Source organism: Rhizobium sp. CF080 (genome assembly GCF_000282095.2).
GTDB lineage: Bacteria > Pseudomonadota > Alphaproteobacteria > Rhizobiales > Rhizobiaceae > Neorhizobium.
In genome coordinates this window covers 1,075,179-1,097,276 of the sequence record NZ_AKKC02000004.1, presented here as the reverse complement: position 1 = coordinate 1,097,276, position 22,098 = coordinate 1,075,179, and the positions used below count along the sequence as shown (strand labels likewise).

The window sequence follows — 22,098 nt, the reverse complement described above, 5'->3', positions numbered from 1 at the left end:
GTTTCCCTCAATCCAGCTCTGCGATCTTCTTCAGGTCCGCCACCATTGCGGCAGTATCGAATTCGGCGACCAGGCGCTCGCGCATGCGCGGCGCAGGGCTGGCGTTGACGTTTTCGAAAAGAGCCACACGTCCTGCGAGCGAGGAGCAGGTCAGGTCCCAGATGAAGTTCATCAACTTTTCCTTCTGCATGCCGGTGACGCCCTTGCCCGGCAGCAACTCAGCAAGATCGGGGCCGATATCGGGATTTTCGAAGGCGGCCTTGCCGAAGCGCATCACGAGACCCTGGCCGCACATTTCCTGCAGGACATGGATAATGTGCGGGTAGTTGCGGATGGCATAGAGACGGCCGGTCGTGATCATCATCACGTCGGGGCACATCACGCCGCTCTCGTTGATCCCGGCATTGGCTTCCGCCGCCAGGATGAAGGCTTCGAGCGTACGATTGTATTCGATGATCTCCGCCAGCATGGCGCGGACGCCGGGGATCTGCCCGGTGCCCAACACTTCGGTCACCAGCTTGGCGCAGGCGACGAAGACCTCGGACTTGACCTTCAGGCGGGTCAGGACATGGTAATGGGCAAAAAGCGTCGCCTTGCCGGAAATGGCCGAGACATGCTCGTTGCCCAGATTGAAGATCCGGTCCTTGGGGACGAAGACATCCTTGAAGATGACGAGCTGATCGGCCTCTTCGCCCTTGTAGCCGAGCGGATGATCGAAGGGATCGGCGCCGGGATTGGAAAGCATCTCGCGGCTGACCAGCTTGATGCCATCCGAATTGATCGGCACGGAACCCCAGACAGCAGCCTCCGCCGGCGTACCGGGATAAGCGAGGTTGGAGAAGAAGATCTCGTTGGTCTGTGCCGCGATGGAACCGACGGACTTGGCGCCGGAGATGTAGACGCCGTCCTTCTGGACCCGCTTGACCCGCAGCAGCGATGCCGCCTGTGCCAAGGGCGACGAACGGTCGTTCTGCGGGCCTGTCAGGCTCTCGGCGCAGGTTATCGAGTTCATGCGGCCGAATTCGACGTAACGCTGAACGTTCTCGACGAAGTCCGGCTGGCATTCCGGAAAGGCTGACTTGAAATCCTTGAACAGATGCAGATGCGCCAGAATCCCGACCGCGAGCGTCGGCCCAAGATCCGGCGGGCGACCAAAGGTCCCGACGGTCTTGCGCGACGTGTATTCCATCATTTTGCGGCGTCCAAGCAGATCGTCCATCGTCTCGGGAACCTGCCAGGAGCGACCGGTCACGAGGCCGGACTTATTGTCCAGCACCGTCGTGGCATCCGCATATTCTTCGGTGAACTGGTCGTCGAACATCGACGCCATGAGATCGATCCCGGCTGCGAGCGCCGGTTCGTCGGTAACCTTGTTCAGCTTGGTTCCGTTGACCCAAAGCTGACGTCCGTCATCCAGCGAGGCCCTGAATTCGTCCCCGGTCTTGAGCGCATGCTTGGTCACGGTCTTTGTCATCGTATTCATGAGTCTGACTTCCGTCTCTTTCAGCGAGACCAGCCCTGCGGACGGGCTGGAACGATCGGCACACAGGTATCCAGTCGATCCGGAAGACCGGATCGGCGTAAAGTCGACGGAGCCGTTCACAGCATCTGCGCTGGATCGGCCACCGGGAATGTCTTGGTCTCATATGGACGTATGCCGGGGCGCTCACAACCAAAACGCAACCGACCTCTCAATCTTTCTTGAAGGCTAGACTTTGGTTGAACGGCTGGCAAGTGAAAGTTCTCATGATTTCGGTGAAATCACCCGCTTGCGGCGACCATCAAGGGACATAGAACGGCATTATATAATTGATATAAAATAATATTTTCTGATTTAAATTGACATGAAAAAAATTTGAGCAATAACCGAGATGATTAATTTATGTGCACAGTACAAAGGCCAGTGACGCAACCAAACCGCAACCAAAAGCGGATATGGACATTTGGTTGACGCAACCATATAGTCGATTTCGATAACAAGCCGAACCGGCTCATCACTGCCCTGCCAGGGGCCGCCTTCTCGTCGACGGACATAGCCCTCGGGATCGGATGACTTGCCGGTTACGGAAAAATCTGGAGGAACACCATGAGCGAAGAGTTGGAATTGAGAACCCCGCTGAACTCCATAGAGGAGGTCACGCAAGCCATTCTCAGCGTGGCCGAAGGAGGATACTTCCCGCCCGAGCGACAACTCGCGGAGCGTATCGGCGTCAGCCGCCATCTGTTGCGGAAGGCCCTTTCGACACTACGTGACGACAACAGGATCCCGGAAAGCAAGCCTCGAAGCAGTCCGGTCCCCAAAGGCCGACCGCGCGGTGACGGGCAGCCGATTGCTACCAGGGCTAATATCGCCAGCAGAACCAGCCCGGCGGAGCTGTGGGAGGTTCGCCTGCTGCTGGAGCCGGAGATCGCCCGTCTGGCGGCGACGCGCGGCACCCAGACCGAAATAGAGGACATCGCGGCCGCCCATGCGCTCGCCGAACCCGCCGTCTTCGATCGCGGTAAGGATAACCTGTTCCACCGGGCGATCGCGGTTGCAAGCCACAATATCCTGGCCGCCTATCTTCTCGAACAGGTCATGGACCTGACATGGGAAGACACGATCCGCACGCGCTTGCCTGCCTACACGAACGAGACCGGTTGGAAGCATCATGAGATCATCGTCGACGCGATCCGCGGACGCAGAGCGGCGGATGCGGAACAAGCAATGCGCGAGCATCTGATCGCGATCCTGAAATGGCTGAATGGTGGAGGTGAGGCCACTACCCCATCGCCGAAATAGGGCCTTGCGCAAAGGCCATGAGCGAAATCTATCCCGAACACCAACACGACAGGCAGGCTTGCGATGGTAGCGAACGTAATGAACAATAGCGAGGGAACAGGCGCAGCACGCGTCGACTCGCTGACGTTTCGTGCAGCGATGAAGAAGGTCGCGACGCCGGTGACGATAATTGCCACCGGTACCGGGAATTTGCGCCATGGCATCACGGCGTCGGCAGTATGTTCGCTGAGCGATCAGCCGCCCATGATCCTGGCGTGCGTGAACCTGAACAGCACGATTTTGCCTCATATCCGGGCGAACCGTTGCTTTTCGGCCAACTTTCTGGACGAGGACCAATCGGCGCTGGCCCAGCATTTTGCCGGAATGACAAAGGTCTATGGTCCGGAGCGTTTCAACTTGGGAAACTGGGGCCATCTCGCGACCGGCTCACCTGTCCTGGAAAACTCTCTGACGGTCTTCGACTGTAGGCTCGAATGCGAATATGATTCGCCGACCCATGCGGTCCTGGTCGGGCGCGTGGAAGCCATTCTGCAGGAAAGGGCATCGCGTGCCCTCGTCTATGCCGGTGGACAGTTCAGCTTCCCTGCACCTATTTCACTTTGAGATATCGCGCTTTGATATTGAGATCAGCCACACGGCTACGATGGAAATCCTCTTCGGCCTGCCTGGCCTCAGCCAGCTCGCTGTGCAGAGCAGCCCGGTCGCATCAACTCCGGACGGGCCACGGGCACTCAAGATAGCGCGTCCCAGCAAGCTCGGGAAAGTTCCGCAATCAGCGTAGCGGAAGCCACACGGCCCGGCAGACCGTCAGGCATGGTCCTTGGAACTCCATCGGTCGTCACGCTCATGATGAAGAGGGGGGCGCCGTCCTTGAAAACGATCCCGGCATCCATCCATCCACGCTGCCCCCACCCGGTCTTGTTCGCAACGGTCGTCAGAGTCGGGAGATGCCCCGGGATCATGCTGCGATACCGTTGCCAGGTCAGAAAGCGCAGTGCCATTGCACAATTGCTGGCATCGACACCCAGACGTTCTGTTGCCGCCGGATCGCCATTTGCGCCAGCAAGGATCAGGCTCAACAAAAGCACCTGGTCGTGTGCCGTCGTTGTCGTGACCTGATCGAGTTCATGCTCCGGCGGCAATCCGACCGGCGGCAGCCGAGTACGATGTATTGTATTGCCCATCCCGATACGGCGGCAATAATCGGTGAATTCGGGTATCTCGAAACCCTTCATGACCTCATAGGTGCAGATGTTGTCGCTGGTAATGATCATCTGCAGAATGGCATCCCTCATCGGGAAGGTCAGGCCGGGCGTCATATACTGACACACACCGGAAAGAATTCCTTCCTGCAGTTCCTTCTCGATGATGACGGGCTGGTCGAGATCCAGACGGTTCTCGGCAGCGGCGTGCAGCGCGGCCATCATAACCGATATCTTGCGAACGCTTGCCGATGGCAGAACTGCCGCACCATTGCGTGTCAACTCGTCCCCACCGGCCGCCAACCGGACATGCCAGTAAACATCAAAACCCCGGCCTTCCGACAAAGCCTGAAGCCGTCCTTCGAGTTCCGATATTTTCATGTCGCCATCCACTTCCTGGAGATTGATCGCCGCAATTACCGCGATGGTCGTAAAGAAAGCCACCCGCCGACCGATTTCGACGAGTGGTTGATTGAAATGCTTGCGCACGTTGGCGCTTGCCACAGTTGCATCGTTGCCGATGGATGTAAGTCAAATGCTATTTTGCCTTCCAGACGTGCCAGGCCCTGACCCGGTCCATGGCCCATACCTTATAGTCTCGGACATTCGACGCCGCCGCATCCACAATCGGGGTGTAGTAGAGACCGAAGATCGGCAGGTCCTTAACCATCAAAGCATGGATCTGCTTGAACAGGGCCAGCCGCTTTTCCGTATCGGTCTCTCTCATGGCCTCGATATTCAGCGCCATGGCCTCTTTGCTCTCCCACTGGAGCGTTGGATCCTTAGCCTTGTCGCCGATGAGACCGGCATATCTCAGGCTCGGATCGGCAAGCGGCGAAAAGCCAAACGACTGCAGCTGGAACTTGCCGGCGAGAAAGTTTTCAAGCTGCGCCGCCCAGTCCAGGACGTCCAGTTGCGCATTCATGCCGACGCTGGTCAGCATGGCCTGTATCAGGACCGCATTGTCATACATGCCGGGATAGCGCGTATTGGTCTGGATCTTGATGGGCTGCCCCTTATAACCGGCCTCCTTCAGCAAGGCCTTCGCGGCCTCTGGATCGTATGGCGGCCAATTGAGGAACGCATCGTCAAAATAAGCGCTGGACTGCGCAACGGCGGAGGGGTTGTAGTTCGCAAGGCCCGCTGTCTTGACTTCGGCGATCTGCTTCAGGTCGATCGATTGAGCGATTGCGCGGCGCATCCGGACGTCGGAAAGCAGCGGATCCCTGGTCTGTACCATCAGGGCCGTAAACGACAGGCTAGGTGAGTATACGATCTGTGCGCCCTTGCCCTTCAGGTCATCCATATGTGTGGCCGGCACGGTTTGCATGACATCAACCTGACCGGCCAGCAAAGCCGCTTCCGCCGACGACTTGTCGGAAATAAGCACGAACCGTGCTGTATCGACGTTCACCGTGCGGTCGCCGCTGTAACCGCTGCCCGGCGCCTTGGACGGCTTGTAGCCATCGAAGCGCTCCAGAACGATCTGCTGCTCTTTCTTCCATTCCTTAAGCTTGAACGGCCCGCTGCCTATGGCCGAATTGGCAATCCACTTGTCGTCGGGTCCGACATTCTTGGGACTTGCCGCCCACACGTTGCAGGCAATGCTCGCTATGCGGATCAGGAACATGCCGCTTGGCTGGTCCAGCTTGAAGACCACCGTCCTGTCGTCAGGCGCCTCGACAGCCACAACCTTGAAGCCCTGCGATCCGTCGAAATTCGGAACGCAGACCCACGGATTGTCGGTCTTGGCGGTGTTCATACGCCTGTCCCACAGCCATTTGACGTCTGCGGCGCGAACGGCATCGCCGTTGTGGTAGACGACGTCCGGGCGAAGATGGAAAGTGTAGACCATCTTGTCGGCAGAAATGTCCCAGGAATCCGCGAGAGCCGGCCCGACGGACAAGTCGTCGCGATAGGCAACCAGCTGTTCGTAGATATGGTTGAGGACGGTGTCGGTATTGGCATCGCGGCGGCTGGCATCAAGGCTGCGTATGTCGGAATTCAGTGCGATCGTCAGCGTGCCGCCTTTCTGTGGCGCCTGCGCAAATGTCATATCCGGCATCAGCATAAGTGCGGCAACGGCTGCCATGCGTAAGCAGGTTTTCATCGTGAACTCCCGGGGTTGATATGTTCAGGCATCCGTTTTCAAAGACTGCGACCGCGAAGGTCGTCGAGGACTTTCGCAAAGAAGTTCTTCACCAGCGGCATCATCGTTTCGTCGTTGTGGGCAACATCGGGCACGACATCGAAGGTCACGTTCACACCCGCCTTTTCGAAGCTGTTTTTCAAGGAGACGATACGGTCGACGCGATCGACGCCCGCGATGTTGGCGTCCTCCATCCACCATCGATCGGTCGGCTTTACCGTGATTTCCCAGGTGTTGTGATCGTTGCCACCGATGATCATGTGGACAGGTATCTGCCGCATGGCATCGAGATCGAGAGGCTTGCCGAAGACGCTCTCGAAATTGCGGGTTCCGACCCAGAAATCCCGATCGGGATCGATGAGCGTGACGGTGCCGGGTCCACCAATGGAGGCGGCAAGGATCTGCTCCGGATGCAGATAGAGAAAGCGGTGGGTGAACTGCCCGCCACCGGAGAATCCGTACATCATCACCTTGTCGCCGGCGATGCGATAGCGCTCCTTCATCTCGGCGATCATGTCGATCATCACCGCGTCATAATGCAGGTCACCGTAGCGGATCATCTTGTAGCTGTTGATATCGCCCGGGCGGGCAATGCTTGCGGGAAACAGCGGGCTCAGGATGATGACGCCGTTCGCCTCCGCAAAGTCGGCAAACGCATCCCGGTATCCTTCCATGTGCCGCTCGGTACCATGCACCACGACCAGCAGCGGATAGGTCTTGTCGGAATCCTCGTCGTAGTCTTCCGGCACATAGGCGCAATAGGGAAACCGCTGATCGAACCGGGAGGCATAGACGATCGTCGCCCCGAAGTCATAAAAGGTGAGCTTCTTTCCGTTGCCGAAAATCTTCCGCATTCACATGCCCCTCTATTTTTTGATTAGGGCGAGCCTATATCGCGATCTGCGATCGCACAATAGAAATTTTTATAGAGAGCATGAAATTTGTAAATTCAAAATTTCACCGTGTATTTTCAATATATTAATACGAATTCACTCTCTCGTTTCGATCTTGGAAGGAGGGCAAGCAAAAGAAAATCACGGGAGTTTTCGCGAGAATTGATTGTGCGATCGCAAATCGCGCTGTACTACTGGAGCGACATTCCCCATTCGATCCTCGGAAAGACGCTGTTTATGGATCCATTCAACCGCGCAGATATAACGCTCGCGAACTGGCGCACGCGACCCTATTCCTCCTGGTCATTTCAGAACGCATCCGAGATCGTTCCCTCGGCGTTTATCGCAAGCCGGCGCATCCGGGAGGATAGAGAATTGCCTCTGGGGCCGTTGGCGGATCTGCCGATTGCCGGGCTCGGCCAGCAGGCCATGTCGCTCGATACGTTCTTGGCGGACACTCATAGCGATGCGCTGGTCGTCATGCGCAAGGGCGAGATCACGGCCGAATGGTATGCTCCACATTGCGATCCAGCCCGGCCGCATATGGTCTTCTCGATCTCCAAGTCGATCACGGCTCTGATTGCCGGCGTGCTGATCGAACAGGGCCTGATCAGGCTCTCCGATGGCATAGCCGATATCCTGCCCGGCGCCCGCGGATCGGCTTATGGCGACGCAACGGTCGAGCAGTTGCTCAACATGAGCGTCAGCCTGGATTTTGCGGAGGATTACCTCGACCTGACCGGCGCCTTCGACCGCTATCGCCGCGCCATGTTGTGGAACCCGGAAAAGCCGTCGGATCCGGCGCCGGACCTCAAATCCTTCCTCTGCACCATCCCCAGAGGGCCGCATCCCCACGGTAGCATCCACGCCTATCATTCGCCGAACACGGATGTCGCAGGCATTCTGCTGGAAATTGCCTCCGGAAAGCGGTTTGCCGATCTGGTCGAAACCTATCTCTGGCAACCCTTGGGTGCCTATAGCGACGCGCATCTGACGCTCGACAGGATCGGCAATGCACGGGCCTCCGCCGGTCTCTCGATGACTGCGCGCGATCTCGCCCGCGTCGGAGAAATGGTGCGGCTCATGGGCAACGGCATCATTCCTGAAAACTGGATAAAATCGATCTGGCAAGGCGGCAACCGGCAGACTTGGGCCACCGGCAACCAGGCCTGGCTCTTCTCGGAAGGAAGCTATCGCTCCTACTGGTACTCGACCGGCACCGGTGCGCTTGCCGCCATCGGCATTCACGGCCAGTGGCTGTGGATCGACCCGAAGACGGAGACCGTGATCGTGCGTCTCTCCTCCGAACCCGTGCCGGTCGACGACGATCTCGACCATGCGGTCATCCGCATGCTGATGGCGGTGGCCGCCACCGAATAACGAACACGATGGAGAAGTCCGTGGAGCAGACAAAACCCTTTCCCCTTATCGAAATCAGCGGGTCTCCCGTCGAACGCGGGAGAATGTACGGCGAACAGGTCCGCGAGCGCGTGCGGCTATCGAGCGAACTCTACCGCGAGCAGCTCGGGAGACTCGGCTTCAGCCGGGAAAAAGTCGTCGAGCTCGTCGAGAATTTCCCGCCCGCCATCCGCGATTGGGCGCCGGAACTGGTGGAAGAGATGCACGGCATTGCGCAAGGCGCCGGGCTCGATTTCACGTCGGTCTTCCTCATCAATGCCCGCACCGAACTGCTGCAGATCGCCCGCCGCGGCCTCAGCTTCAAGGACAGCGAAAAGGACGGATGCACCGGCGTCGTGGTGATGCCGAAAGCGGCGCGCGACGGTGCGCTCATCCACGCCCAGAACTGGGACTGGCGGGCGGAATGCGCCGAGACCTCCGTCGTGATCAGGGTGCTTCAGGAGGATGGGCCTGATATCCTGATGTTCACGGAGGCCGGCGGCCTGATGCGCAGCGGCTTCAATTCGAACGGAATGACAATCACAGCCAATTATCTGGAATCGGATCGGGACTACAAGGCGCTTGGCGTCCCCCTGCCCTTCATCCGGCGCAAGGCGCTGGCATCGCCGCATTTCGCCCAGGCGATCCGCACCATCGCGACGACGCAGAAATCCGGGTCCAACAATGTCATTCTCAGTGCCAGGGAGGGCGTCGCCATCGACTTCGAATGCGCGCCCGACGAAGTATTTCCGCTCTATCCGGAAAACGGGCTGATCGTTCATGCCAATCACTGGCAAAGCCCCGTGGCGCTTTCCAAGCTGCGCGAAGCCGGCCTGAACAACGTTCCCGACAGCCTCTACCGCGATCTCCGGGTGCGCGAAATCCTGGCGGAAAAGACCAGCGACATCACCGCGGAAGACGTCAAGGCAGCCCTCTTCGATACATTCGGCGCCCCTTATGCGGTCTGCCGGCCGGCGATCAAGAACGAGGTGGGCAACCTCTCCGCCACGGTCGCGATGATCGTCTGCCAGCCGGACAAGGGTTTGATGGAAGTGGCCCCATTGCCGGCGACCAACAGCCGTTTCACACGGTATGAGCTTAGGATGGATAAAGGTCAGCGGACGGCATCAACGGCTCGCAGCCTCGCCTGATTTCCATCCGTCGATTTCAATCGGCAGCCCAGCGCAACCTGTGCGCCGGGCTGTCTTTCGTTTATCGCTTCGAGGCGAACGTCGCCTCAGCAAGATCGAGCGCCGCGACAAGACGATCGCAGGCGAGATCGATCGTTTCCCGCGTCCAGATCAAAGGTGGCGCCATGATGATCGTATCGTCCACCACGCGCACCATCAGCCCGCCCGCAATCGCATGGTCACGCACCAGCGTCGCGGCCGAGCCGCCCGGCTGGAACCGTTCGCGGGTCTTCTTGTCCCTGACGATCTCGATCGCCGCCATCAATCCGACCGAGCGGGTCTCGCCGACGAGCGGATGGCCGCCGAGCCGCTTGCCGAGCTGCTCGCTGAGATAAGGACCGGTCTCGGAGCGGACACGCTCCACCAGCCCCTCGCTCTCGATGATTTCCAGGTTCTTGAGCGCCACGGCACAGCATACCGGATGGCCGGTATAGGTATAGCCGTGATAGAATTCGCCGCCCTTTTCCACCAGCGTCTCGGCGATCCGGTCGCCGACGAACAGCGCCGAAAGCGGCTGATAACCTGACGTCAGCGCCTTGGCGGTGGTGATCGTGTCGGCCTTGATGCCGAAGGTGGTCGCGGCAAACCATTCGCCGGTACGGCCGTAGCCGGTGATCACCTCGTCGAGCATCAGCAGGATGTCGTATTTTTCGCAGATGCGCTGGATTTCCGGCCAATAGCTCGCCGGCGGGATTTTTACGCCGCCTGCCCCCATGACCGGTTCGCCGATAAAGGCCGCAACCTTGTCGGCGCCAGCGGCAAGGATCGCATCCTCCACGGCGCGTGCCGCCCGCAGACCGAAATCATGGTCGCTCTCACCTGGCAAGGCCAGATCGAAGGCGTAGGGCGCCATGACATGGACGATGTTCGGCACGGCGCCGCCGAGCTGCTTGTGCATGTCCGGCATACCGCCGAGCGACGCGCCGGCGATAGTCGAACCGTGATAGCCGTAATTGCGAGAGATGACGATATTCTTCTCGGGCTTGCCTTCCAGCGCCCAGTAATGGCGAACGAGGCGCAGGGCGGTGTCGTTGGCTTCCGATCCCGAGGAGCCGTAGAAGACCTGGTTCATGTTCGGCGGCGCAAGTTCCGCCAGTTTGGCGGAAAGCTGCACCGGAGCGGGCGTCGTGCACTTGAAGAACGAGTTGTAGAACGGCAGTTCCCGCATCTGCGCCGAAGCCGCATCGGCCAACTCCTCGCGACCGTAGCCGACATTGAGGCACCAGAGGCCGGCCATCCCGTCAAGGATCTCGTTTCCTTCCGCATCATAAATGAAAGGCCCCTCGCCCCGCACGATCATCCGCGCGCCCTTGGCACGCAGATCCTTGTGATCGGTGAAGGGATGGAGGAAATGGGTCGAATCGATCCGCTGGAGTTCCGCCAGCGAGTATTTCTGGATATTCATCGTTATTGTCCTTTATCCGAGTTTGATGTCATCAGGCTCAGAAAGGCGAAGGCGGAGAATATCCGATACGTGCGCAGAGACGCAGCAGGTCGGCATAACGCGTCCGCGCCGATGGCGTGGAAACGAAACCGTCCCTGAGAACAATGTCCCTCAGCATTTGCGTTAGTCCCGAATGCGGCCATGCCGCCAGTAACCCATCAGATTGACGAGCGAGCGATCCACGCCCCGATCCTTGATCAGCAGATTGCGGATGATCCGCACGGCATCGGCCTCGCCCGCCACCCAGCCATAGAAGCTGCCATCGCGGGTATCGGCGCGCTCCCAGAGCGAATCCTTGTCGACATCGATCTCGGCGAGTTCCGGAACAGCGATTGATGCAATCGCGCCCTGCGGCAGCCGGGCCTTTGCCGCGGCATCGATCATCAGAGCTCCATAACGAGCGAGTTCTGCCGCCACTTCGGACTGGACCATCCAATGGACATCGAGACCAGGCCATTGAGGAAGCGGCAGTCGGTCTCCCGCATCCGGCACCTCGAAGAAGGCCTGTGTCTTCGGTGGATCGGAAAGCATGGAAAGCTCTTCCAGAATACCGATGGCCGCAGGAACGGCCGTCAGGTCCGCGATCAGCAGGACGTTGCGAACGCCCGCCGGCGGTTTCCACTCGTAACCCTGGTTCCCTGCGAGATGGTCCCGGTTGGGTGCGGAGATCTGGACGGGATCTCCGAGATCGGCATTGGCAGCCCAGCGGGATGCGGGTCCGTTGTCTCCGTGCAGAACGAAATCGATATCCACTTCGCCGGCATCGGCACGCAGATACCGGATCGTGTAGGTGCGCATCGGCACGCGTTCTCCAGGCGGCTGGAGCTTGTAGAGTTCGTACCAGTCCGGACGATGCGGGATCGCCGGGGGCAACCCGTCCTGTTTCGGAAAGAAGATCTTGATGCGCTGGTCCGGCGCAAGCGTCGCCATGTGTCTGACCTGCGGACCGGCAAAGGTCAGCCGCGCCATGTTGGGAGACAGGATCTCGCGCCGCGCCAGCGAGACATCGAAAATCCGGTAGGGCGTCGTGATCGTAATGGTCATGCGCGCCGCCCTTCCTGCATGCGGTCGGCGATCTCGCGGATAATGGCAACCCGTTCCGCATTGGAAGACGCAATCCGCCCGTCGCTATGCCAGAAGCTGTTTTCGAAACCGACCCTCACCTTGCCGCCGGCCGCAAGAGCCGCCGCGAGGCAGTCCGTCTCACCGCGGCCAAAGGCGCAGACCATCCAGTCGGGCGGCGACGAGAATTGCAGGGCAGCGTCGAGAAATGGCTCAAGATCCAGGGGGCTGCTTTCCTGATCGACCGCATAACGTCCAAGCACATAAATGACCGAAAGCCGCGAGGCCGAAGCCAGGTGACGTGCCTGAAATTCGGCAAGGCGCAGTACGTCAACAGTGTCGTAGAGGATATGCTGGACGGAGATGCCCTCTCTCTTGCACCAGCGATAGAAATCGACCGCCCTCGCCTCATCACCGCCTTCCGGGAATATCTCCCGAAGGGCAACTGAAACGAAGGCCGGCTTCAGTGCGCGGACAAGCGCGATCTGTTCCTCGGGCGTGTAGATACCTACCGCTTCGGTCGAGATCTGGACGAGCATCCCGGGCACGCGGTGACGCAGGCGCGAGACAAGGTCGGTATAAAGACCGATGTCGAGACTGTGGCCTCCTTCAGCATCACGCACATGCGCATGAATGGCGCCGGCGCCAGCCGCAAAACAGGCAGCGGCGGTCCCGACGATCTCGTCTGCGGTCATCGGTAGAGACGGATGGTCGACCTTTGTCCGCCGGGCGCCTGTCGGCGCCACCATGATGCGCGGCAATTGCTGTGAATGGATCACGCTCACTCCGCGGCCTCGCTCTTGCCGGATATCGGACCGTCATCGAACACCTTCAGCAGGGCGATGAGCAGCCGGTCTCGCCGCGCGCCGAGTTCCTCGATGCTGCGGCCGGCCGCTTCCTGCATGACCCCGTCGATCAGCAGAGACTGAACGTCTTCCGTCAGCGATGGATTGCCAAGCGAGCGCCAGCGAGCCTCCTGCGCAGGGCCCAGGTGCTTGAGATAATGGGCAATGCCGCCCTCGCCGCCGCCGAGATGGTAAAGCATGTGCGGACCGTCGACCGCCCAGCGCAGGCCCGGGCCGAAGCGGATGGCGCGGTCGACATCTTCGACGCTGGCGATCCCCTCGGCGACGATATGGACCGCTTCACGCCAGAGTGCCGCCGTCATGCGGTTCGCGACATGGCCTGCGGCCTCCCGGGTGATGCGGATGGGAGCCTTGCCGAGCCGTTCGAAGAACCGGTAGACGGCAGCCTGCGCCTCCGGGTTGCTTTTCGGCCCTGCCACGATCTCCACCAACGGCAGGAGATGCGGCGGGTTGAAGGGATGGGCGACGACGATCCGCTCTGCCTCCGCACCTCCCGCCTGCAGTTCGCTTGGTTGAAAAGACGACGTGCTCGAACCGATCACCACGTCGGAAGGCGTAAGATCGGTGATCTGCTTGAGGAGCGCCTGCTTGAGGGGCAATTTTTCCGGCGCATTCTCCTGGATATAATCACAGCCGGCCAAGACCTCTTCGAGGTTACCGGAGAAAAACAGAGCGTCCGCCGCTACCGGCGCGACTGATCCGACCTGACGTAGATCCTCAAGTGCGTTGCCAACGACCTTTTCAAGCCGCCGAGCGCCCTCGGGATCGGTGTCGTAAACCCTTACTTTCAGGCCACGGCTCAGGAAAAATGCCGCCCAAGCTCCGCCGATCAGGCCGGCGCCAATGATCGCCACCGTTTCAATGTCCTCGGATCGGAAGCGGCCCACACCTGCGCTCATAACAATCCTTCCGCCCTGAGTTCGTCCGTCACGTCCACAATAGCGGCACGCGCAAGATCGGCAATCATGGCCATGTCTTCAATCGTCGCGACAAACGGTGGCGAGAGCGCCAGCACGTCCGAGTTCGGCAGCGCCCGCAGCAGCAATCTATGACGGCGGGCGGCAAGCGAAACCCGGCCGGCGATCTTGGCGGAAGCCTCGAAGGAGCGCTTCTCAGCCTTGTCCGCCACCAGCTCGATACCCATCATGAAACCGGCGCTTCTGATATCGCCGACAATGTCGAGATCGAGCAGCCGGTCGTCGAAGGCTTTGCGGAACACCGGCGCCATTTCGGCGACCCGGTCCACGAGGTTCTCGCGTTCGAGGATATCAAGGTTCGCCATGGCGGCGGCGGCACAGGTGGGATGACCGGAATAGGTGAAGCCATGCGCGAAAGCCCGGCCATCGTCGGCAACAGTTTCGAACACGTCCCAGATCTTTTCCCCGACCAGGACCGCCGAAAGCGGCAGGTAGCCGCTGGTCAGGCCCTTGGCGGCCAGGATCAGGTCCGGCTCCATCTCATAAAGGTCGGAGGCAAACCAGCGGCCCAGGCGGCCGAAGCCGGTGATCACCTCGTCGGCGACCATCCGCACGTCATATTTGTCGAGAACCTTGCGGATTTCCCGGAAATAACCCTTCGGCGGCGGAAGGACACCACCGGTACCCATGACCGGCTCCGCGATAAAGCCGGCAACCGTATCCGGCCCCTCGGCAAGGATCATCTCTTCGATCTCCTTCGCCAGGTAGGCAGAATAGGCCTCTTCGGTCGCAAAGCCGCGGGCCGGCGCATCGCGATAGAGATCCGGCCGCGAGACATGGCGGGCGAAATCGATCGGCAGGCCGAAATACTGGTGCACCATCGGCACGCCGGAGAGGCTGCCTGAGGCGACAGAAACCCCATGATACGCATAGGCCCGCGAAATGATCTTCCGCTTCTCGGGCTTGCCCCGGCAGATATTGTAGGACCACAGCATCTTCACCGCCGTGTCGTTCGCGTCCGATCCCGACGATCCATAGAAGACCCGCCGCATGCTCGCCGGCGCAAAGGCAAGCAGCCGCTCGGAAAGGCGGATGACCGGTTCGTTGGCGATCGTGTTGAAAGTGTGGAAATAGGGAAGCGACAACGACTGGGCATGGATCGCATCCGAAATTTCCTTGCGACCGTACCCGACATTGACGCACCACAACCCGGCGGCGCCGTCGAGGTATTCGACCCCATCCGTATCACGGATCCGGCATCCCTCCGCCGAGGACATGACCAGGGCGCCGTTGACCTTCTGGTCCCTGATGGAGGTGAACGGATGGAAAAATCCCTCCCGATCCCGGTCCGCCAAGCTCATGTTTCCGTCCGAGACGGCATTCGTGCCCGCCGCATCCATATGCTTCATCCCCAATTCTGCTTAACGACGGTCAGATGGACCGCCGAAATTCATTTATACTGACGATATATCGCGATCGCAGATCGCACAATACGCGAGACGGAAAATTCTTTGCACCGGCTTGATGGTCGGCATACCGCTTTGATATAGATATATATTTCAGCAGGGTGAATTTTCGTAAACCAACAAAAATCTGCTTGGGACCCGTGAAAACTGCCGGTTGACACCTAAAGATCGACGATCAGGCTTCCAATCGGCCAGGTGCTGCAGGCAAGCACATATCCCTCCTGCTTTTCCTCGGCGCTGAGCACTGTCCGCTCGGGATCGGCGCAGTTCGCCGCAAGCATCCAGTCGCCCGAAACGACACGGCAGCGGCAGGTCCCGCAGATACCTGCCTCGCAATCGGCATGCACCGGAATGTTCATGGTTCGCGCAATATCGAGGAGCGTTTCCCGGCCCTTGCCGTCGGCAACAATGCCGCTTTTCCGGAAATTCACCCGATATGGCAAAACCTCGGCTTCCACGATTGCCGGCAGGTCGGAACCGAAGCTTTCCTCAAGATAGATGGCATCGGGTGCAAGTGCCCGATGCATCGCTCTTGCCGCCTGCCGAAAGCCGTCAGGCCCGCAACAAAAGGTCACGCGATCATGGATATCGGGGCAAATGTCCGCAAGCATGATCTCATTGAGGCGCCCCTTGTAAGACGATGACGAAGGACCATCGATCGAGGCCGTGTCGGGGGAAGTCAAATTCCAAGAGAGCTTCAACCTGTCTCCCATCTGCCGCTTCAGCAAGAGCAATTCCTCTGTAAAGGGCAGATCTTCGGTGCTGCGAGCACTGTGATGGAAGACGACATCATGTGGCAGATCGAGATCGGCAACATACCGCAGCATGGCGATCATCGGCGTGATGCCGCTGCCGGCCGACACCATCAGCAGCGAGTGTTTCTCGCCCACCGCAGCGAGATGAAACCGTCCATGCGGTCCAACACCGAGCAGCCGGTCACCGACCTTCAGATTGTCATGCAGCCAGTTGGAAACGCGCCCACCACGGACCCGTTTCACGCTGACGGCGATATGATGCGGCCGGGACGGCGAGGACGAAATCGTATAGCTACGGCGCACCGGAACGCCGTCGGTCTCCAGTTGAAGCGTGATGAACTGGCCAGGCAGATAGTCGATCGCAGCACCATCCTCCGACTTGAATCGAAAGCTCCGCATGTCTGCCGTTTCAGCCACGATGCCAGTGCAGATCATTGGGATCGGCCCCGATCCGCGCACCGCTTCCCGCTTCGCGGACCTTCGGATCCGCTCCATGTCCGGCGGCGGGCGAAGCCTGACGGACTCCTTACAGGAGAGGATTTCGACAGCATCCCCCACGAAAATGCGTCCCGATCGGCGCGGGACGAGAAATTGCCCGAAATAGGGTTTTCCGTCCTCACCCCGGCGCCGTTTCGCGAGCGTCGCCAAGGGTTCCCGATCGATGCGTGCCTCCCCGCTTTGCGGGTCGAGCGTCGTCACCACGCACCGATCGCAACCGCCGGCGACATCGAATTCGACCCCGCCGATACGGATCGTTCCCCACCCATCCTCGTCGAACGGCAGGGGTCCCGAAACGACGACATTGGGTCGGAAACGGGCCATCTCGGCCGGCGTCTCCAGATAGTCATTCAGGTCGTCGAGAGAGGATTTGCCGATCAGCAGAAGCGGCGCGGTATCGGCGAAGCTGACGGCATGGCCGGGCTTCAAGGCGAGAGGCCGGTACGTTTGCGGCCCCTTCAGCACGAGCCGACAGGAGTGGCCGAGAAAGCGCGAGAGCCAGTCGGCCACTTGATCGCCGGCATCGAGGACCGCCACCTCGTCGCCCCATACGCGCGCCGCCACATTGCCCGTCGGACGAAGCGCCATGCGGGAAAAGACGCATGGCCTGGCATCCGGCCCCATCAGGATGACCTCGTCACCGTCGGTCAGGCAGTGCAGCGTCAGCAGGGCGGGGAGTTTTCGAGACGTCAGGCACTCCCCAGAAAGGTCGGTCACCATCATGGTCCGATCACCGGCCAGGCCTTCCGGCTCGACCCATGCGGACAGGACATCGATCGCCGAACCCGATTTCAGCGGGTAAAGATGCAGGCTTTCGATCCGGATCGTCGGCGCAGGCATGGCCGCCCTCACATCGAATAGGCGGTTTTCACATTCGTATAGAATTCCTTCGCATAGGCGCCCTGTTCCCGTGGGCCATAGCTCGACCCTCGAATGCCACCGAAGGGAACATGGTAGTCGACGCCGGCAGTCGGCACGTTGACCATCACCATGCCGCTGCGCGCATGCCGCTTGAAATGCTCGGCATATTTGATCGACGTCGTCGCAATGCCCGCGGAAAGGCCAAATTCCGTGTCGCTGGCGACCTGCAGCGCCTCCTCGTAGTGCCTGACGCGGATGACCGCCGCAACCGGCCCAAAAACCTCTTCCCGATTGATGCGCATGTCGTTCGTCGTTGCGGAGAAAAGGGCGGGCTGAAGGAAAAAGCCCTGCGTATCGCGCGTCAGCAACTCGCCGCCGGTTTCGAGAATGCCGCCCTCGTTCCGCGCGATCTCGATATAACTCAGATCCTGCTCGAACTGGCGCTTGTCGACGACGGGGCCGATTTCCGTTTCGGGTCGGAGTGCATGCCCCACATTCAGCCTTGAAATCCGTGTTTTCAATGCCCCCAGAAAACGATCGTGAATGCCATCGGTCACGATGATGCGGCTCGACGCTGTGCAGCGCTGGCCGGTCGAGAAGAACGATCCGTTGGCAACCGCCTCGACCGCGACATCGAGATCGGCATCGTCCAGCACGACGAAGGGGTTCTTGCCGCCCATTTCCGCCTGCACCTTGACGCCCCGCGCGGCTGCGGTTGCCACTGCCGCCCGGCCGACGCCGGCCGAACCGGTGAAGGACACCGCGTCGATATCACGGTGATCGAGGATTGCCTGTCCCACGATGCGCCCCGCCCCCATCACCAGGTTGAGGACGCCGGCAGGCAGGCCCGCGCGGTGGAGGATATCGACCAGTTCCCAGGCACAGCCGGGCACCAGTTCCGCCGGTTTGAAGACCACGGTATTGCCGTAGGCAAGCGCCGGCGCGATCTTCCAGGCAGGGATGGCGATCGGAAAATTCCAGGGTGTGATGATGCCGATAACACCGACCGGCTCGCGCGTCACCTCCACCTTGATGCCCGGACGCACCGAGGGCAGCACATCGCCCGGATTTCTGAGCGCCTCGCCCGCCATGTATTTGAAGATCATTCCGGCGCGGGTCGCCTCCCCCCGCCCCTCGGGCAAGGTCTTGCCTTCCTCACGGCTGAGCAGGCGTCCGAGTTCCTCCTCGCGCGCCAGAATTTCGGTGGCGGCCTTGTCGAGAATGTTGAAGCGTTGCTGCGGGGTGGCGAGCGACCAGCCGGGAAGAGCGCTGCGCGCCGCGTCGACCGCTGCATCCACGACCGCAGCATCGCCGGTCGAGTAGAGACCGACGACATCGGATAGGTCCGAGGGATTGAAATTTTCCACTGCCTGGACCGAGGAGATCCATTCGCCGCCGATAACGTTGGGCTTCACCTCATTGTGCGATCTCATCGCTTGTCACTCCCGCTGGAAATTGAAACGCGGCATTCACGATGCCGCTTGGCTTTTCGAGAAACATCGATATATTGCGATCGCAGATCACGCAATATCTTATCAAACGAACGGGAAGAAAACTTTGTAAACTTATGTATACACATCATAAATTTTCAAAGAGAGATCTCCGTAAAAATCTAAAACTCGTTAAAAGGACTTCTGAATGGACTCCCTCGATTGGCACAAGACTGCCCGCTCGCTCAGCCTCGGCACCCATGCGGTGATCGGCGGTCGAAAGGTCGAGGCGCGGTCCGGGCAAGGTTTTGCATCCGTCAATCCGGCCACCGGAGAGACGCTGGCCGATGTCGCCGCGGGCGGCGCCGAGGATATCGACGCAGCGGTAGCTTCCGCCCGGAATTCCTTCGAAAGCGGCGCCTGGAGCCGGCGCGCGCCAGTGGAACGCAAGAAAGTCCTGCTGCGCCTCGTCGAACTCATGCGCGCCGAAGTGGCCGAACTCGCCGCAATGGAGAGCGTGGACATGGGCAAGCTCGTTCGCGATGCCGCCGGCAACGACATCCCGGCCGCCATCAATATCCTTCAGTGGCATGCGGAAGAGGCGGACAAGGTCTATGACGAGATGGCGCCCTTGCCGGAAGGCAATGCGGGCCTTATCCGCCGCGTACCGCTTGGTGTCGTGGGCGCGGTCGTGCCGTGGAATTTCCCGCTCAACATGGCGATCTGGAAATGCGCGCCGGCGCTTGCCGCCGGCAACAGCGTCGTTCTCAAGCCAGCGGAGCAATCCCCGTTCACGGCCCTCCGGCTTGCCCAATTAGCACTCGATGCCGGCCTGCCAGAGGGGGTTCTCAACGTCGTGCCCGGCTTCGGCGAAACGGCTGGCCAGGCGCTGGGTCGTCATATGGATGTGGATTGCCTCGCCTTCACCGGATCGACGGCAGTCGGCAAACTCTTCCTGAAATATGCCGGCGAATCCAACATGAAGCAGGTCTGGCTCGAATGCGGCGGCAAATCGCCCGTCATCGTTTTCCCGGATTGCGGCGACCTGGAAGCCGCGGCGGATCAGGTAGCGAGCGGCATCTTCTATAACCAGGGCCAGGTCTGCTCCGCCTCCTCGCGTCTCCTCGTCCACCAATCGATCGAAAAGATGTTTATCGATCTCCTGCTGAAACGCCTGCCGGCCTACCAGCCGGGAGACCCCCTCGATCCGAAGTCCGGCCTTGGCGCCATGGTCGAGGCCAAGCATGCCTCCAATGTGATGCGGTTCATCGACGAGGGGCGGCGGGAGGCTACGCTGGTGGCGGGAGGCAAGGCCATCACCGTCGGCGGCAAGGGCAGCTTCATAGAGCCGACCATCTTTGCCGACGTAAAGCCGGATTCGACCATCGCCCGGGACGAAATTTTTGGCCCGGTTCTGTCAGTCATGCGCTTCTCGGAAGAGGACGAGGCGATCCGCATCGCCAACGACAGCGTCTATGGCCTCGCAGCATCGGTCTTCACCGACGACCTGTCGCGCGCCCATCGGGTATCGTCGCGACTGACGGCCGGGGTCGTGGCGGTCAACGTGGTCGATCCCGTCAGCCCGGCGGTTCCCTTCGGTGGGTTCAAGCAGTCCGGTTCGGGCCGCGATCTCTCGCGCCACGCCATCGAGAAATACACCGCTTTGAAGACCACCTGGATCCGTTATCGGTGCTAACGTGCAAGGCGGACAGGGTCTCATGGAAGAAAGTAGGAAGAGAATGGATATTGCCGGTTCATTGAAATGGCTTGAGGCGCATCCCGAAATCGAAAGCATCCGCGCGGCGGTCTGCGACGTGAACGGCATCATGCGCGGCAAACGTCTTCCGCGCGACCAAGCCAAGAAGGCATTGGAAGGCGGCTTGCGAATGCCGCTCTCCGTTCCGGGCCTCGATATCTGGGGCAAGGACATCGCCGGCAATCCCATGGTGTTCGAGACGGGTGATGCCGATGGCCGCTGCGACTGGACGGGCCGCGCCGTGATGCCGATGAACTGGCTCGCCCGGCCGACGGCCATGCTGCCGGTCTGGCTGGCCGACGAGCATGGCGTTCCTTTCCTTGGCGACCCGCGCCGCGCACTGGCCACCGTGCTTGCCGGTTATGCGGAACTGGGCCTGACGCCGGTGACGGCGACGGAACTCGAGTTCTACCTGGTCGATCCCAATGCGGATCTGCCGCTTGGCCCTCTCTCCCCCGTCACCGGCCGGCGCCTCGACAGCGCTGCGGCCATGGATATGGACGAGGTCGACCAGTTCGAAGCCTTTATCGACGATGTCTACGTCGCCTGCCATGAGCAGGGCATTCCGGCCGATACGACGATCGCTGAAAACGGCATCGGTCAGTTCGAGATCAATCTCAACCACACGTCCGATGCTCTTCAGGCAGCGGACGACGCCCTGTTCTTCAAGCGCACCGTCAAGGGTATCGCGCGCAAGCATGGGCTGGCGGCCTGTTTCATGGCGAAGCCCTATGGCCATCATTCCGGCAGCGGGTTCCATATCCATTTCAGCCTGCTCGACCGGGAGGGTCATAACGTCTTCGACAATGGCGGAGAGGAAGGAACCGAGATAATGCGGCATGCGATCGGCGGCATGCTGGCAGCGATGGCCGAAAGCACCCTGATCTTCGCCCCACACTACAATTCCTACCGCCGGCTGCGGCCGAACTCCTACGCCCCGACAGCGGTCGCCTGGGGTTACGAAAACCGCATGGTCGCGATCCGCATTCCCGGGGGAAGCCACAAGGCACGTCGCATCGAACATCGGGTCGCGGGCGCCGACGCCAATCCCTATCTGGTGATGGCGGCAGTTCTCGGAGCGGCATTGACCGGCATTCGCAAGCAACTATCGCCGGGGCAGCCGCGCAGTGGCGACGCCTATGGCGAGGATCTGGAAAAACTGCCTCTCGATTGGCATTCGGCCATCAATGCCTTCGAGGCGGGGCAACATGTCTCGGAGATATTTTCTCCGGTCATGCGGTCGGGGCTGATAGCCTGCAAGCGACAGGAGCTCGAAGCCTTCGCCACCCAGATCACCCAATTCGAATATCGTACCTATCTCGAGACGGCTTGAGATATCATCCAAGCCTTGCGAACAATCACGATCGCAGATCGCAAAATTTTGCCGGGATGGCGTAGTTGTCCCGGTGACATCAGCCGGCTAACGGTT

The 22,098-nt window shown here is 60.2% G+C and carries 17 protein-coding genes; 6 read left to right on the top strand and 11 right to left on the bottom strand.

From position 1 onward, the window contains the following. Positions 1 to 7: 7 nt before the first annotated feature. A complete protein-coding gene (locus PMI07_RS12140; protein ID WP_007758986.1) occupies positions 8 to 1,483 on the bottom strand; it encodes a 4-hydroxyphenylacetate 3-hydroxylase N-terminal domain-containing protein in 1,476 nt (491 codons plus the stop codon). A 603-nt stretch (positions 1,484 to 2,086) separates the two neighbouring features. Between PMI07_RS12140 and PMI07_RS12135 the strand changes: the two genes are divergently transcribed. Then, complete coding sequence (locus PMI07_RS12135; RefSeq protein ID WP_007758983.1) at positions 2,087 to 2,782, top strand: FCD domain-containing protein; 696 nt, start codon at positions 2,087 to 2,089, stop codon at positions 2,780 to 2,782. A gap of 63 nt (positions 2,783 to 2,845) precedes the next feature. Continuing rightward, positions 2,846 to 3,385 carry a flavin reductase family protein gene (locus PMI07_RS12130; RefSeq protein WP_007758982.1) on the top strand — a complete coding sequence of 180 codons (540 nt, stop codon included), beginning with the start codon at positions 2,846 to 2,848 and terminating at the stop codon, positions 3,383 to 3,385. A gap of 128 nt (positions 3,386 to 3,513) precedes the next feature. Here PMI07_RS12130 and PMI07_RS12125 read toward each other — a convergent pair whose 3' ends face one another. Genes PMI07_RS12125 through PMI07_RS12115 form a run of 3 tightly spaced genes read right to left on the bottom strand, consistent with a single transcriptional unit; the run spans position 3,514 to position 6,987 of the window. Continuing rightward, the gene (locus PMI07_RS12125; RefSeq protein WP_007758981.1) at positions 3,514 to 4,488 is read right to left on the bottom strand and encodes a serine hydrolase; all 975 of its coding nucleotides are present in this window, start codon (positions 4,486 to 4,488) and stop codon (positions 3,514 to 3,516) included. Between the two features lie 34 nt (positions 4,489 to 4,522). Next, complete coding sequence (locus PMI07_RS12120; RefSeq protein WP_007758979.1) at positions 4,523 to 6,094, bottom strand: ABC transporter substrate-binding protein; 1,572 nt, start codon at positions 6,092 to 6,094, stop codon at positions 4,523 to 4,525. A gap of 38 nt (positions 6,095 to 6,132) precedes the next feature. After that, entirely contained in the window at positions 6,133 to 6,987 is an 855-nt protein-coding gene (locus PMI07_RS12115) for a hypothetical protein (protein WP_007758978.1), read from the bottom strand. A 207-nt stretch (positions 6,988 to 7,194) separates the two neighbouring features. Between PMI07_RS12115 and PMI07_RS12110 the strand changes: the two genes are divergently transcribed. Beyond that, positions 7,195 to 8,406, top strand: coding sequence for a serine hydrolase (locus PMI07_RS12110; RefSeq protein WP_007758977.1), 1,212 nt, complete (start codon positions 7,195 to 7,197; stop codon positions 8,404 to 8,406). Between the two features lie 20 nt (positions 8,407 to 8,426). After that, positions 8,427 to 9,575: a C45 family peptidase gene (locus tag PMI07_RS12105; RefSeq protein ID WP_007758976.1), complete on the top strand. Its 1,149-nt coding sequence runs from the start codon at positions 8,427 to 8,429 to the stop codon at positions 9,573 to 9,575. Positions 9,576 to 9,636: 61 nt separating this feature from the next. On the opposite strand, the gene PMI07_RS12100 is transcribed toward PMI07_RS12105, so the two are convergent. The 7 genes from PMI07_RS12100 to PMI07_RS12070 form a co-directional block, all read right to left on the bottom strand. Next, a complete protein-coding gene (locus PMI07_RS12100; protein WP_007758975.1) occupies positions 9,637 to 11,019 on the bottom strand; it encodes an aspartate aminotransferase family protein in 1,383 nt (460 codons plus the stop codon). 162 nt (positions 11,020 to 11,181) lie between these two features. Further along, complete coding sequence (locus PMI07_RS12095) at positions 11,182 to 12,102, bottom strand: siderophore-interacting protein (RefSeq protein WP_007758974.1); 921 nt, start codon at positions 12,100 to 12,102, stop codon at positions 11,182 to 11,184. Then, on the bottom strand, positions 12,099 to 12,899 hold the full coding sequence (locus tag PMI07_RS12090) for a 3-keto-5-aminohexanoate cleavage protein (protein ID WP_245277128.1): 801 nt from the start codon (positions 12,897 to 12,899) through the stop codon (positions 12,099 to 12,101). The genes PMI07_RS12095 and PMI07_RS12090 overlap by 4 nt, the downstream gene beginning before the upstream one ends. Positions 12,900 to 12,901: 2 nt before the next feature. Further along, a complete protein-coding gene (locus tag PMI07_RS12085) occupies positions 12,902 to 13,885 on the bottom strand; it encodes a 3-hydroxyacyl-CoA dehydrogenase NAD-binding domain-containing protein (protein WP_007758969.1) in 984 nt (327 codons plus the stop codon). Further along, positions 13,882 to 15,312, bottom strand: a complete 1,431-nt coding sequence (locus tag PMI07_RS12080; protein WP_051484129.1) for an aminotransferase class III-fold pyridoxal phosphate-dependent enzyme — start codon at positions 15,310 to 15,312, stop codon at positions 13,882 to 13,884. The genes PMI07_RS12085 and PMI07_RS12080 overlap by 4 nt, the downstream gene beginning before the upstream one ends. A gap of 218 nt (positions 15,313 to 15,530) precedes the next feature. Beyond that, on the bottom strand, positions 15,531 to 17,462 hold the full coding sequence (locus PMI07_RS12075) for an MOSC N-terminal beta barrel domain-containing protein (protein ID WP_007762060.1): 1,932 nt from the start codon (positions 17,460 to 17,462) through the stop codon (positions 15,531 to 15,533). An 8-nt stretch (positions 17,463 to 17,470) separates the two neighbouring features. Beyond that, entirely contained in the window at positions 17,471 to 18,916 is a 1,446-nt protein-coding gene (locus tag PMI07_RS12070) for an aldehyde dehydrogenase family protein (RefSeq protein ID WP_007762057.1), read from the bottom strand. 205 nt (positions 18,917 to 19,121) lie between these two features. Between PMI07_RS12070 and PMI07_RS12065 the strand changes: the two genes are divergently transcribed. Both PMI07_RS12065 and PMI07_RS12060 read left to right on the top strand, forming a co-directional pair. Continuing rightward, complete coding sequence (locus PMI07_RS12065) at positions 19,122 to 20,609, top strand: aldehyde dehydrogenase (RefSeq protein WP_007762055.1); 1,488 nt, start codon at positions 19,122 to 19,124, stop codon at positions 20,607 to 20,609. A 43-nt stretch (positions 20,610 to 20,652) separates the two neighbouring features. Then, positions 20,653 to 22,002, top strand: coding sequence for a glutamine synthetase family protein (locus PMI07_RS12060; protein ID WP_024163760.1), 1,350 nt, complete (start codon positions 20,653 to 20,655; stop codon positions 22,000 to 22,002). Positions 22,003 to 22,098: the final 96 nt, after the last annotated feature.

Excerpts from the sequence above, each read along its gene's own strand:
- PMI07_RS12080 (WP_051484129.1), bottom strand. The coding sequence starts at position 15,312 with ATGAAGCATATGGATGCGGCGGGCACGAATGCCGTCTCGGACGGAAAC.
- PMI07_RS12085 (WP_007758969.1), bottom strand. The coding sequence starts at position 13,885 with ATGAGCGCAGGTGTGGGCCGCTTCCGATCCGAGGACATTGAAACGGTG.
- PMI07_RS12065 (WP_007762055.1), top strand. The coding sequence starts at position 19,122 with ATGGACTCCCTCGATTGGCACAAGACTGCCCGCTCGCTCAGCCTCGGC.
- PMI07_RS12095 (WP_007758974.1), bottom strand. The coding sequence starts at position 12,102 with ATGACCATTACGATCACGACGCCCTACCGGATTTTCGATGTCTCGCTG.
- PMI07_RS12130 (WP_007758982.1), top strand. The coding sequence starts at position 2,846 with ATGGTAGCGAACGTAATGAACAATAGCGAGGGAACAGGCGCAGCACGC.
- PMI07_RS12135 (WP_007758983.1), top strand. The coding sequence starts at position 2,087 with ATGAGCGAAGAGTTGGAATTGAGAACCCCGCTGAACTCCATAGAGGAG.
- PMI07_RS12140 (WP_007758986.1), bottom strand. The coding sequence starts at position 1,483 with ATGAATACGATGACAAAGACCGTGACCAAGCATGCGCTCAAGACCGGG.
- PMI07_RS12100 (WP_007758975.1), bottom strand. The coding sequence starts at position 11,019 with ATGAATATCCAGAAATACTCGCTGGCGGAACTCCAGCGGATCGATTCG.
- PMI07_RS12070 (WP_007762057.1), bottom strand. The coding sequence starts at position 18,916 with ATGAGATCGCACAATGAGGTGAAGCCCAACGTTATCGGCGGCGAATGG.
- PMI07_RS12115 (WP_007758978.1), bottom strand. The coding sequence starts at position 6,987 with ATGCGGAAGATTTTCGGCAACGGAAAGAAGCTCACCTTTTATGACTTC.
- PMI07_RS12060 (WP_024163760.1), top strand. The coding sequence starts at position 20,653 with ATGGATATTGCCGGTTCATTGAAATGGCTTGAGGCGCATCCCGAAATC.
- PMI07_RS12075 (WP_007762060.1), bottom strand. The coding sequence starts at position 17,462 with ATGCCTGCGCCGACGATCCGGATCGAAAGCCTGCATCTTTACCCGCTG.
- PMI07_RS12120 (WP_007758979.1), bottom strand. The coding sequence starts at position 6,094 with ATGAAAACCTGCTTACGCATGGCAGCCGTTGCCGCACTTATGCTGATG.